We start from the raw sequence: 11785 nt of genomic DNA, 5'->3' as shown, positions 1-11785 counted from the left end.
CTCGGACGGAACCTCTTCGGCGCGCTCCGGAGGCGGCGCGTGGAGCGCCTGCTCGAGGTACGCCTCGACCTCGGCGTCGTCAGGGGCGAGGACCCGGTGGCCCGCGTTCGCCGCCTCGCCGTGGACGGTCCGCCCCCGGGTCGGCGGTGTTGATGGCTCGTCCGGCAATGACCCCTCCCTAGCTCACTCCTTGGCGGCGAGCTGCCATGACTTGCCCTCCGTGGCGATTGACGGGGCGATGACCATCTCGACGCTGTGCATCTCGTGGATCGTGCGCGCGCCCAGTGCTGCCATCGACTGGCGAAGCGCCCCGACCAGGTTCTGCGTGCCGTGCGTGGTGTGCGCCGGTCCGAACAGGATCTGCTCCAGCGGCAGCCGCTCGCCGATCTTGATCCGGGTCCCGCGCGGCAGCGTCGGCGACGGCGCCGCCATGCCCCAGTTGAAGCCGAGGCCGGGCGCCTCGAGCGCCGCCGCAAAGGGTGAGCCGAGCATCACCGCATCGGCTCCGCTCGCAATCGCCTTGGCGATATCGCCGCCGGTCTTCATGCCACCGTCGGTGACCACCGGGACGTAGCGGCCCGTCTCCTGCTGGTATCGATCGCGCGCCGCCGCAACCTCAAGGGTGGCGCTGACCTGCGGCACACCGATGCCGAGCACCTCGCGAGTCGTGCAGGCGGCTCCCGGCCCGACGCCGACCAGGATCGCGGCCGCTCCCTGGTGCATCAACTGATAGGCGGCCTCGCCACTCACCGTGTTGCCGACCAGGACCGGGATCTTGAGCGCTCCGGTCAGGTCGGAGAGCGACAACACCCGGCCGCCGGCCGAGATGTGCTGGGCGCTCGAGACCTGCGACTGGACGAGGAAGAGCTCCGCGCCCGCCTCGGCGGCGACCTCGGCGTGGTGCCAGGCCGAGCCGGGGGTGGTGGCCACTGCCGCGCCGCCGCCCTGGGCCCGGACACGAGTGATGAGCGCCGTGATCAGGTCGTCGCGCACGGGGGCGGCGTATGCCCCCGCAAGAAGCTCGGCCGCCTGCTGGTTCGAGTCCGCCGCGGCGACCCGCTCGATGATCGGGCCGGCGTCCGCGTATCGGGTGTAGAGGCCCTCCAGGTTGATGAAGGCGAGGCCACCGTGAAGGCTCATGCGGGCGGCGAAATCGGCATCAGCGACGGCGTCCATGGCCGAGGCGATGAACGGGATCTGGAGCCGATGTCCCCCGATCTCGGTGGTGAGGTCGACCTCGGCGGGGTCGACCGTGATGGCACCCGGCACCAGCGCCACCTCGTCGAATCCGTATGCGCGTCGCAGCCGGGTGGAGGTCGCGTCGGGGGAGATGATTGCCGGGTCGATCAACGACGGCCTCCGCGGGGTGTCGGGCGAGTATAGGGCCGAGACCTCAGGGGATCCGCCACTGGATCGCGTCGATGAAGCCGAGGAGGGCGGAGCGCGTCGCGTCGCTCGGGTCGCGCTCGCAGACGAATAGGCCGTCCACCCGCTGGGGAGTGACCGTGACGTAGTAGACCGATCCATCGGTGTTACCCGTGCCCTCACATCCCTGCGTTGCGGGCACCCTGACGCCCTGTCGATTCCCGATGGCGATGAGCTGTGCCGGAGGCAGGTCGCAGCCCTTTGCCACGCACGCGTGGCGGACCCACGTGACGAGGATCCCCCCGCGATGCAGTTCGCCGTCAATCGGCAATTGGCAGGTGATCGCGGACGCCGCTCCTGAGCAGTCGTCGCGCAACGCTTGATTCGCCACATACAGCACGATGCCGCCTTCAGCGGATGGCCCGGCTGTCGAGGGCTGGATGTTCCAACCGGTCGGCGCGACGAATCGGAAGTCATCATTCTCAAACGAAGGCCCCTGCGGGGCAGGGTGTTCGAGGGCCGCCGCGCAGGCCGTCAGCATTGCGACGCCGGCGCAGCCCGCAGCCAGCCGACCGAGGGCCGCGGTCATCTGCTCCCTACCCGGCTCCGCGGACGATCATCTGGTCCCGCTCGGGGCCGACGGAGACGAGCCCGATCGGCACGCCAGCCAGCCCCTCGAGCCGCTCGACGTAGGCGCGTGCCGCCGGTGGCAGCTCACCGAACTCGCGGCAGCCGGTCGTATCGGCCTCCCATCCGGCAAGGTCCTCGTACACGGGCTCCAACCGCTGGTAGACCGATGTCGAGGCGGGCACCGTCTTCCATTCCGCTCCCGTCTCCGGATCGCGATAGGCGACGCAGACCCTGATCCGGTCGGATCCGTCGAGCACGTCCAGCTTGGTCAGGGCGATGCTCGAGTAGCCGGCCAGCCGCACGCTGAACCGCACCGTCACGGCGTCGTACCAGCCACACCGCCGCGGACGCCCCGTCGAGGTGCCGTACTCGACGCCGCGCTCGCGCAGTCCCTCCCCCTCCGCATCGAGCATCTCGGTCGGCAGCGGTCCCGCGCCCACGGCCGTGGTGTAGGCCTTGGCGACGCCGATCACCTTGTCAATCGCCACTGCGGGCAGGCCCGCCCCGATCGACGCGCCACCGGGGATCGGGGACGAGGAGGTGACGTAGGGATAGGTCCCCCAGTCGATGTCACGCATGGTGCCGAGCTGGCCCTCGAGCAGGATGCGCTGCCCATCCACCAGCGCGCCGTCGACCAGCTCCTGGCCGTCCACGACATGCGGTCGCAGCCGTTCCGCCGCGGCCAGGTATTCGGTGGCGATGCGATCTTCATCGGTCGCCTCGTCGATGGCGGGGAGCAGCTCGTCGCCATCACCACCCGCCCCGAAGTAACCGGTGACGATGCGTCGTATTCGCTTCAGCGCGGAGTGAAGCTGCGCCCGGAAATCATCGGGCTCCATCAGGTCGACCACCCGGATGCCGCGGCGGGCCACCTTGTCGACGTAGGCCGGACCGATGCCTCGGCTGGTCGTCCCCAGCTTCGCCGTGCCGCGCTCACGCTCCTCGAGCTGGTCGAGCAGCACGTGGTAGGGCATCACCAGGTGGGCTCGCTCGCTGATGAAGAGATTGGCGCCGTCGAAGCCCGCCGCGGCAAGGCCGTCGAGCTCGCGGACCAGCGCCGGGGGATTGATCACCACGCCCCCGCCCAGCAGGTTGCGGGTCGCCGGGTAGAAGATGCCGGAAGGGATCAGGTGCAGTTTGAAGTGGCCGTGCGGGTTCACCACCGTGTGACCGGCGTTGTTGCCGCCGCCGTAGCGGATCACCAGGTCGGCATCGGTGGCGAGGTAGTCGACCACGCGGCCCTTCCCCTCGTCGCCCCACTGGGCGCCGACGACGGCTATTACGGCCATGGGCAGGCACAGACCTCAAATGCTTGGGAGACGACGCATCGTAGCGCCGGCCGGCGGGTGGGGATGCGCGAACGACGCCCTCGGGCGGCGGCGTTCCGGTGCGCGTGCCTGACGAATGTCGGACGGGTCAGGTCCGGGTGGCACGCACCTTGTCGAAGCAGCTGCTGCAGTAGACCGGGCGGTCATTGCGCGGCAGGAATGGCACGAGCGCCTGTCCACCGCACTCGGCGCACACCGCGGCGTGCATTTCGCGCTGGCCCGTACCGCCACCCGAGCTGATCCCCAGGGCCCGATTCTGCTTCGCGGTTGCGCGGCAACTCGGACAGCGCTGAGGCTCGTTGACGAGGCCCTTCTCGGCGTAGAACTGCTGCTCGCCGGCGGAGAAGACAAAGTCCATCCCGCAGTCGCGGCAGCTGATCGTCTTGTCGGCGTACACCTACCCCTGCCCTCCATCGTCACGCCCGGGCCGATATGTACGGTGCTGTTCCTCGGGCCTGGGCTGATCGGCGGCGTCGCGCTGGATCGGTCGGACTCGGGTTGAGCAGTGGACCGGACGTTGCGCGGCCGACTATACACACGCCTTCAAGGCCTGCCTAGAGTGCAATCCGTGCCTCTATGCGGCCGCAGTCGGATGGCCGATGATCCCGACGTGAACGAGCAGTCATCTGCGCCGCCCGCCCGACGAGTGCCACAAACGGTGTGGCGGTGGCTGTTGGCCGTGGTTCCGCTTGGCATCGGGGCCTTCCTCGGCTACCAGGCGGCGTACCAGTCGTCGCTCGGCGGGTTTGGCGGGGCGTTCGGCGCCGCGTACCTGGCATACGCGATCGGCGGGTTGGTGCTCATCGCGGGCCTGGCGGGAGTCGGCAACGCCCTGCGCCCGGCCGGGCGTGGACGGGTGGCCAGTCGCTATTCCTTCGCTGCAGCAGCGCTCATCGCAGCGGGTGGCGCCGGGGGCTGGGCCGCCGTCCCGATCCTTGACATCGGCTATCACCCGCCGGTGGTGCTCCAGGCCGGGGCGAGGCAAGCGTGACGCTGGACGGCGTCCCAACCTTCGAGCCTTCGACGGCTGGCCGAGCGAACTGCCAGTCAGTGGTGGCCGGCACCGACGTCGCAGGTGTGACGGCACTGAGCCTTGGCGACATGGATGGCAACGCCTTGCGTGCGGCAGTCAACCTGCCGGCGGCGGGCGCCTCGGGCCATGTCTCACTGTTCATCGACGCAGCTCACTTCCCCGATGGATCGGTGGCTCCGATGTGGGACACCGACGAGGTGGAGATCCAATCGTCTTCCGGTGGCGCGAGCGGCAGCGTCCGATTTGCAGACGCACCGATCCGCGTCGACCCGGAGCTGGGTGCGCCGGGGCCATCCTGGCCCACGACTCTCTCAGGCGAGATCACCTGGTCATGTGGACCATGGTTCGCCGAGGATGCACCTGGCGCTCCGACGGTGGTGGGACAGATCACCCTCGAGCTTTCGAGGATCGGGTGGGTCGGGGACTCCAGCGCCACCGCGACGTGCGACTTCGAGGCCGATGGCTCGGTCGCAGGCGTTGCGAGCGACAAGGTCGGCTTGCTCCAGGGGGAACCGATGGCCCTCGCTCTCGGCCTGCTAGGCGATCCACGGGCCGGCGACGAGGTGCACCTGATGTTGAGCGTTCACATCGCCGCCCCGTCTCCCGCCCAATCGGTGCCGATCGCGGCCCTCATGGCCGCCACCTCCGGACGCACCATCGGCTGGACGGATCTGGTGACGATCGAGGAGATCGCCTACCTTGGCCTCAGCGGCCGTCTGGCGTTTTCCGATGTGCCGATGGAGACGACGCCGGACCCAGCCTGGCCGGCAAGCCTGAGCGGCGAGCTCAGCTGGGAGTGTCGCTGAGCGGAACTCGCCTGCAAGTGCCATTTGGCACCGATCGACCCGCTCGATTCGGGCCGTTCGCCTCGTGACAGCCGTGCCGCCCGGTGGTACGCCTAAGCCAATTCGCCGCAGAGGGTGAGCCGATGGCCTCAACCGCCTGGAAGGGATTCACGATCGTCGGGCTGGCGCTGCTCCTGGTCGCTTGCTCGCCGAGCGCCGCCCGGCGCGATGTGCCGGCCGGCACCGATCGCGTGGTGGAGCTTTCGATGGAAGGGATGCACTTCATCCCCGACCGCGTCGAGGTCCGAGCCGGCGAGCTGGTGGCGTTCGTGGTCACCAACCCGGATGACATCGCGCACGAGCTCTTCATCGGCACGGAGGCCGATCAGCTGGCGCACGCCGCCATGCACATGGCCGCGGCGGCGAGCGCTCAGCCACAGGTGCGCCACGCCGGGTACGGGATCTTCCTGGCGCCGCGCGAAACCGGTGTGGTCAGCTACCGCTTCGACACGGCCGCCGAGATCCTGCTCGGCTGCCACCTTCCGGGCCACTGGGAGGCTGGGATGCACGCCGTGGTGGTCGTCGAGCCGTAGGGGCCTAGTAGGTAACGGCCTCGGTCTCCCGGGCGGCCATCGTGTAGAAGCGCGTGTTTGTCTTGCGGAACTGCAGCGGGACCTCCCCGATCGGGCCGTTGCGGTGCTTGGCCACCTTGGCCTTGATCAATTCCACGTCGCTGTTCGCGTTCGCCTCGCCGTCGCGATAGAGAAAGATCACAACGTCCGCATCCTGCTCTATGGAGTTGTGGACGACGATGCCGTCGGCGATGAAGTTGTTCGTGTCGGGCACCGTGGCGTCGTAGACCATCTCCTGCCCGAGCGGCTCGATGGCCACCACCCGATCCCAGAACAGATCGCCAGTGTCCAGGTCTTGCAGCCCCGGGTCCTCGAGAACCTCCGCCAGCTTCGCCAACCGTGGGCGACTCGGTGCGTGGCGGTAGAAAGAACTGCCCGCGTAGGACGACCCGACTGCCACCTGCAGCGCTCGCTCGGACAGACCGCGTCCGTTCATTGCCAGGCGGACTGAACGCCAGACCTGCAGCGGGATGGTGTCGACGTTGGGGTTCGAGGCCACACCGCGCAGTCGGACCAGGGCCGACCGGCAACTCTCCGCCCGCGCCCCGTGGACACCGATCTCCTCCAGGAACCTCCGCTGATCGGAGACCCCCGATACATCGACGGTGTAGCCGAAACGACCGCGCGTCGCTGGCACGGATCGCAGCCGCGCACGCAGGTCAACCCGGAGCAACAGAGCCTGCACGTCCTCGGCGAGCGGTCGGCTCGTGGTGGCGTAGTAGATCCTGACTGCTCCGCCGCGCGCGGTGGTGACCGACCCATCGGTCGCCCACAGGTGGCGCAGGAAGAGGCGTACCTGTGTGTCCGGCAGGCCGAAGACCTGCGGCGGCAGGAACTTCTCATGCGCCCGCAGGCCATAGAGGTTGAGGCCGGTCAGCCACGCAGCGATGGGGTTGTGACGGCCGCGCGCGAGCGGGTATGGCGATGGCAGGTAGATGTGAGTCCAGCTGCCCTGCTTCACCCGCCGGTGCGTGACTCCGAAGTGAGATGCGGCGTCGGCCACGGCCCGGAGATTTTCCTCGTCGGCACTGGTGTAGTGGATCGGCTGATGGCTGGCAACGGTCCCATCCCCGATCAGGTGCGCGAGCATCACGACCTCGGCTGCCGGCCACTCGCGCACCGACGCCGGAGCGCTGACGCGGCGCGGCACAGCCACCCGGCTTCCCACCCGCAGATCATCGAGGGCGGCCCAGCCGTCCATGGTCAGGAATGGGTGGTTGCCGCTGGCCTTCACCTCGCGACCGGAGGCAAGTCGCAAACGGTAGGTCGGTTTCATGCCGCTGGGAAAGACATGCGTCATGGTGCGGCGCACCAATCGCAGGTTGTCGGTGACAGACCAGACGGGGACGTTTCGCTCGCCGCGGGCCAGCAGCTCGCCGAGAGACTCCGAAGCCCCCGTATCGGCGCGAAGGATCCGGGTGTCCGCTGTCAGGCAGCCCGACTCCCTCAGGTCGGAGAGGCGTGGCTCGGCACTGCCTCGCTGCTCGACGCCGCGTGACAGCTGGGAGAGGGCGATCACCGGCACCTTCAGCTCCCGCGACAGCTGCTTCAGGCCTCGGCTGATCTCGCTCACCTCCTGGACCCGGTTCGGCTCCCGTTGCGAGTAGCCCCCTTGCATCAGCTGCAGGTAGTCGACGATCAGCAGATCGAGCCCGCGCTGCTCCGCCTCCAGGCGACGGGCCTTGGTCCGCAGCTCCAGGACGGTGAGCACCGGCGAGTCGTCGATCCACATCGGCGCCGCGTGCATCGAGTTCATGACCTGGGCGATCTTGCTCCAGTCGGTCTCGTCCACGAAGCCGCTCTGCAGGGGTCGCGGGTTGATCCCCGACTCGGCCGAGAGGAGGCGCAGCGCGAGCTGCTCCTTGCTCATCTCCAGCGAGAAGACGCCGACCTTTTTTCCCTCGTGCACCGCCGCGTGCTGTGCGATATTCAGCGCCATGCTCGTCTTCCCGACGCTCGGCCGGGCGGCGAGGATGATCAGGTCGGACGGCTGGAAGCCACCCAGCAGCGCATCCAGCTGCGAGAGCCCGCTCGGGATGCCCAGGATCTGGCCCCGATGCTCGTGCAGGTACTCGAGGCGGTCGTAGGCCTGGCCCAGCAGCGTGGCGAGGGATTCGAATCCGCCAACTGTGCGGCGCTGGCTGATCTCGAACAGGATCCCCTCGGCCCGGTCGATGGCGGCCTCCGCGTCGTTGGCCTCCTCGTAGCCGACAGCGGCGATCTTGCCGGCCGCGCCGATCAGGTTGCGGAGCACCGCCTTGCGCTCGACGATCCGGCCGTAGTGCTCCACGTGGACGGCGGTGGGGACCATGTTCATCAGGCTGGCCAGGTAGGCCGGGCCGCCGATCGGTTCCAGCCGATCCCGACGCGCCAGCTCGTCCCCCAGCGTCACCAGGTCGATCGGCTCACGCTGGCCATGCAGGCCGAGCATGGCCTCGTAGATGTCGGAGTGCTGCTGGCGGTAGAAGTCGGGCGGATGAAGGAAGTCGGCGACCTTGAGGATCGCCTCAGGATCGATCAGGATCGAGCCGAGGACGCTCTGCTCGGCCTCGACCGCCTGTGGTGCCAGCTTGTCGATGCTCATCGGCTCGCCACGCAGGCAGGCACGGCGAGGCATTGGCGAGGCATGGTCCAGACCCTACCGGCACAGCACGTGGGAAGGGCACGGTTGTCCACCGACTTACCCACCAAACCGAAACGCGGGTGGGGACAGGCTGTGGACATCGGCGACGCGCGAGAGCTGTTCACGTGGCACACCAGCTGCGTGGATGATGCCAGTCAAGCCCTCGGCCGCGACACCTAGTCTGTCCCGGCCCTGCCCTCGCCGAGCGGCGGCTCGCGGGAACTCGTCAGCCCTGGAGTGGCACCACGCTGACCGTCATCTCGGCCTCGACGCCGGGCATCAGCCGCACGTCGATCTTGAAGTCGCCGAGCATCTTGATCGGCGAGCGGAGGTGGATGTCGTGCCGATCAACCTCGATCCCCTCCTTGGCAATCAGCTCGGCAATCTCGCGGTTGGTGACCGATCCGAAGAGGCGATTCTTCTCGCCGGACTTGACCGCGACCTCGAGCTTCATGGAGCGCAGCCGCTCGGCCGTGGCCTCGGCCTCGGCGCGGAGACCCTGCTCGCGAGCCTCGCGCTCGCCACGGTGGCGCTCCCAGTTGGCGAGCGCTCCGGCGTCGGCGAGGGCCGCTGCACCGGTCGGGAAGAGGAGGTTGCGCGCGTAGCCGTTCTTGACCTCCTTCACGTCGCCGGCGTGACCGAGCCCCTTCACATCGCGCTTCAAGATCACCTTCATGCCGTCTGTCGTCCCTTTCCGCTGGTCAGTTGAGCTTTGGCTCGCCACGTCCAGCGGCAACCTGGAGCTGCCATTGGTCGTCGGCTGACTCTGGGTCGGCAGTGGCCCCCTCACGCTCCGCGGGGTTGCCGCGTCGCGAGATCCTCAGCCGCGCGAGGAGGCTCTTGACCGCGCGTGGATCCCGCAGATCGCTGTAGCGCTCGAGCAGCTCCGGCAGGTTGTCGCGGATCTCGTCGTAGCGATGGCCCATCAGCGAGCGGAGTCGCGCCAGGTCCTTGTCGAGGTCGGCGGTGCCGTTCTTCGCGCGGTCCAGGTGATCCTTGCGAACCTGTGCCGGCGCATTGGCGATGAACAGGTCCAGCACCAGCATCAGGACCGTCAGGTCATCGGCCTGGCCGAGGATCGGGATGGCGTCCGGGATCAGGTCAAAGGGCATCACCAGGTAGACGAGCGCGGCTCCCAGCAGACCCTTGAGGGGGAGGGGCGTGCGCGGGTCGCGGACGAGTCCCCAGATGACGCGCGCGTACATCGGGAGCTTCCAGATCAGGCGTGCCATGCGCGCATAGCGCAGTTGGCCGGATAGCTTCACGGTGATTCTCCGGTTCCGGTCCAGGTGGGCCCCGATGGTATCAGAGCCGCCAGATTTCAGGTTTCGTGGGCCAAAGCCCATTGACATTAGAACGCCTGTTCTGGTACTGTCGCGGGTAACGCCCTACCAAGGAGTCGCCGGTGACAAAGCATGACGCCGAGCGCCGCAGGAAGATCCTCGAGAGCATCGCCCGCATCGTCGCGGAGCGCGGCTATCCGCCCAGCGTGCGAGAGATTGCCGAGGCGGTCGGCCTTGCCTCGCCATCGGCTGTGCACCACCACCTGACCGCCCTCGAGCGCGACGGGATGGTCGAGCGCGGCTCCCACTCATCGCGCGCCCTGCGACTGACGGTTCGCGCTGAAGCCGAGCTGGGTCTACCCGCTCGCCGCCCGGTACCGGCCGAACGGAGCCGGGTCACGCCGTTCCGGATGCGGATGGAGCGCGATCGCCTGGCCCTCCCGGTGGTCGGCGAGATCGCCGCCGGCCAGCCGATCGAGGCCTACGCGGAGGGCGCCGAGACGCTCGATGTCCCCCGCTCGCTGCAGGCGCGCGACGACTCGTACGTCCTTCGCGTGCGCGGCAAGAGCATGATCGACGACCTCATCGACGACGGCGATTACGTCGTGGTCCAGCCCCAGGCAACCGCCCACGACGGCGACATCGTCGTGGCCCTGCTCGAGGACAATGGGGTCACGCTCAAGCGCTTCTATCGCGAGAAGGACCGCATTCGACTGCAGCCGGCGAATGCCGAGATGGAGCCGATCTACGCCACCGAGGTCCAGATCCAGGGCAAGGTGGTCGGGGTCATCCGCAAGCTGACGTAGGCTCGGGGGGCGATGACTCGCACCATCCTCCACGCCGATCTCGACGCCTTCTACGCGAGCGTCGAGGTGCTCGACAACCCGTCCCTGCGCGGCAAACCGGTGATCGTGGGCGGCGATCGCGGAACGCGGGGCGTGGTGATGGCCGCCTCGTACGAGGCGCGCAAGTTCGGCGTCCACTCCGCCATGCCCATCCGCACCGCGGCTGCACTCTGCCCTACCGGCGTCTTCCTTCCCGGCCACCCGGACCGCTACCGCGACCTCTCGACCCAGGTGATGCGGATCTTCGCCTCGTACACGCCAATGGTCGAGCCGATCAGCCTGGACGAGGCGTTCCTGGATGTCACCGCCAGCCGCGAGGTGTTCGGCGACGGCGAGACGATCGGGCGGGCGCTCAAGCAGCGCGTGCTCGCAGAGGCCGGACTGGTGGTCAGTGTGGGGGTGGCGACCAACAAGCTGTGCGCCAAGGTCGCATCGGACCTGCGCAAGCCCGACGCGCTGGTCGTCGTCCCTCCTGGCGGTGAGGCAGAGTTCCTGGCTCCGCTCCCCGTCAGCCGGCTGTGGGGCGTCGGGCCGCAATCGCGCCAGGCACTGGCCGACTATGGCGTGACCACGATCGGGCAGCTGGCGGCGCTGCCCGATGGGACCCTCCGCCGCCGATTCGGGAGCCACGGCCACGACCTGGCGCTCCGCGCTCGCGGCATCGACCCGGCGCCCGTGGTCGCGTGGCAGGCACCCAAGAGCATCGGTCATGAGCTGACGTTCGAGCGTGACGTCGACGATCCGGCGCGCCTGGAGGCGACGCTGCTCGACCTGGCCGAATCGGTGGCGAGCCGTCTGCGCAGCCATCACCTGGCCGCGGGCGCCGTGCAGCTCAAGCTCCGCTACGAGGGGTTTGAAACGCTCACCCGGCAGATGCCGGTGCCACGCCAGACCCGCGAATCGGAGCCGATCTATGCCGCCGGCGTCGCCCTGCTGCGCAAGACGCTGGTCCGCGACCGCGCCGTGCGCCTCATCGGCCTGACCGCCATCAATCTGACCGATGTCCAGCAGCTCACCCTCTTCGACGAACCCGACAAGGCCGATCGCATCACGCGCTCGATCGACGCGGTGCGCGGACGGTTCGGGGAGAAGGCGATCACGCGGGCGCGGCTCATCGGGCACCGGGATCGGCGCCGCTTTGACTTCGGGGAGAAGCCCGAGCTGCCACCCGACCCGGACCCTTGACAAGTCGAACACCTGTTCGTATGCTGCCGCCTAATAGAACGCCTGTTCGGTGCCTGCGGCAGGCGGCGTGAAGGAG

At 68.6% G+C, this 11785-nt stretch carries 12 protein-coding genes; 5 read left to right on the top strand and 7 right to left on the bottom strand.

From position 1 onward, the window contains the following. Positions 1 to 183 precede the first annotated feature (183 nt). From WEB29_11380 to WEB29_11365, 4 genes are all read right to left on the bottom strand, one after another. On the bottom strand, positions 184 to 1350 hold the full coding sequence (locus WEB29_11380) for a GuaB3 family IMP dehydrogenase-related protein (GenBank protein MEX2137532.1): 1167 nt from the start codon (positions 1348 to 1350) through the stop codon (positions 184 to 186). Between the two features lie 43 nt (positions 1351 to 1393). After that, entirely contained in the window at positions 1394 to 1954 is a 561-nt protein-coding gene (locus WEB29_11375; GenBank protein ID MEX2137531.1) for a hypothetical protein, read from the bottom strand. A 7-nt stretch (positions 1955 to 1961) separates the two neighbouring features. Further along, positions 1962 to 3284 (bottom strand): adenylosuccinate synthase, encoded by a 1323-nt coding sequence (locus WEB29_11370; protein MEX2137530.1) that lies wholly within the window; start codon positions 3282 to 3284, stop codon positions 1962 to 1964. Positions 3285 to 3411: 127 nt separating this feature from the next. Next, on the bottom strand, positions 3412 to 3720 hold the full coding sequence (locus WEB29_11365) for a zinc-ribbon domain containing protein (protein ID MEX2137529.1): 309 nt from the start codon (positions 3718 to 3720) through the stop codon (positions 3412 to 3414). 213 nt (positions 3721 to 3933) lie between these two features. On the opposite strand from WEB29_11365, the gene WEB29_11360 reads away from it, so the two are divergent. The 3 genes from WEB29_11360 (at position 3934) to WEB29_11350 (ending at position 5734) form a co-directional block, all read left to right on the top strand. Next, complete coding sequence (locus WEB29_11360) at positions 3934 to 4314, top strand: hypothetical protein (protein ID MEX2137528.1); 381 nt, start codon at positions 3934 to 3936, stop codon at positions 4312 to 4314. Beyond that, entirely contained in the window at positions 4311 to 5162 is an 852-nt protein-coding gene (locus WEB29_11355; GenBank protein MEX2137527.1) for a hypothetical protein, read from the top strand. The genes WEB29_11360 and WEB29_11355 overlap by 4 nt, the downstream gene beginning before the upstream one ends. Before the next feature lie 122 nt (positions 5163 to 5284). Beyond that, positions 5285 to 5734 carry a plastocyanin/azurin family copper-binding protein gene (locus tag WEB29_11350; GenBank protein ID MEX2137526.1) on the top strand — a complete coding sequence of 150 codons (450 nt, stop codon included), beginning with the start codon at positions 5285 to 5287 and terminating at the stop codon, positions 5732 to 5734. 4 nt (positions 5735 to 5738) lie between these two features. On the opposite strand, the gene WEB29_11345 is transcribed toward WEB29_11350, so the two are convergent. From WEB29_11345 to WEB29_11335, 3 genes are all read right to left on the bottom strand, one after another. Further along, the gene (locus tag WEB29_11345) at positions 5739 to 8390 is read right to left on the bottom strand and encodes a replicative DNA helicase (protein ID MEX2137525.1); all 2652 of its coding nucleotides are present in this window, start codon (positions 8388 to 8390) and stop codon (positions 5739 to 5741) included. A 232-nt stretch (positions 8391 to 8622) separates the two neighbouring features. Continuing rightward, entirely contained in the window at positions 8623 to 9072 is a 450-nt protein-coding gene (gene rplI, locus WEB29_11340) for a 50S ribosomal protein L9 (protein MEX2137524.1), read from the bottom strand. Between the two features lie 25 nt (positions 9073 to 9097). Further along, positions 9098 to 9661 carry a YkvA family protein gene (locus WEB29_11335; protein ID MEX2137523.1) on the bottom strand — a complete coding sequence of 188 codons (564 nt, stop codon included), beginning with the start codon at positions 9659 to 9661 and terminating at the stop codon, positions 9098 to 9100. Between the two features lie 140 nt (positions 9662 to 9801). Here WEB29_11335 and lexA point away from each other — a divergent pair, with 140 nt between their 5' ends. Together lexA and dinB are read left to right on the top strand one after the other, a co-directional pair. Further along, positions 9802 to 10485 (top strand): transcriptional repressor LexA, encoded by a 684-nt coding sequence (lexA, locus tag WEB29_11330; GenBank protein ID MEX2137522.1) that lies wholly within the window; start codon positions 9802 to 9804, stop codon positions 10483 to 10485. 12 nt (positions 10486 to 10497) lie between these two features. Next, entirely contained in the window at positions 10498 to 11709 is a 1212-nt protein-coding gene (gene dinB / locus WEB29_11325) for a DNA polymerase IV (protein MEX2137521.1), read from the top strand. Positions 11710 to 11785: the final 76 nt, after the last annotated feature.

The sequence above is a fragment of the Chloroflexota bacterium genome, assembly GCA_040902225.1.
Lineage (GTDB): Bacteria > Chloroflexota > Limnocylindria > QHBO01 > QHBO01 > CF-167.
This window is presented reverse-complemented; position numbering and strand designations above follow the sequence as displayed.

Coding starts and splice junctions, on each gene's coding strand:
- rplI (MEX2137524.1), bottom strand. CDS start 9,072: ATGAAGGTGATCTTGAAGCGCGATGTGAAGGGGCTCGGTCACGCCGGC.
- WEB29_11375 (MEX2137531.1), bottom strand. CDS start 1,954: ATGACCGCGGCCCTCGGTCGGCTGGCTGCGGGCTGCGCCGGCGTCGCA.
- WEB29_11345 (MEX2137525.1), bottom strand. CDS start 8,390: ATGCCTCGCCGTGCCTGCCTGCGTGGCGAGCCGATGAGCATCGACAAG.
- WEB29_11350 (MEX2137526.1), top strand. CDS start 5,285: ATGGCCTCAACCGCCTGGAAGGGATTCACGATCGTCGGGCTGGCGCTG.
- dinB (MEX2137521.1), top strand. CDS start 10,498: ATGACTCGCACCATCCTCCACGCCGATCTCGACGCCTTCTACGCGAGC.
- WEB29_11370 (MEX2137530.1), bottom strand. CDS start 3,284: ATGGCCGTAATAGCCGTCGTCGGCGCCCAGTGGGGCGACGAGGGGAAG.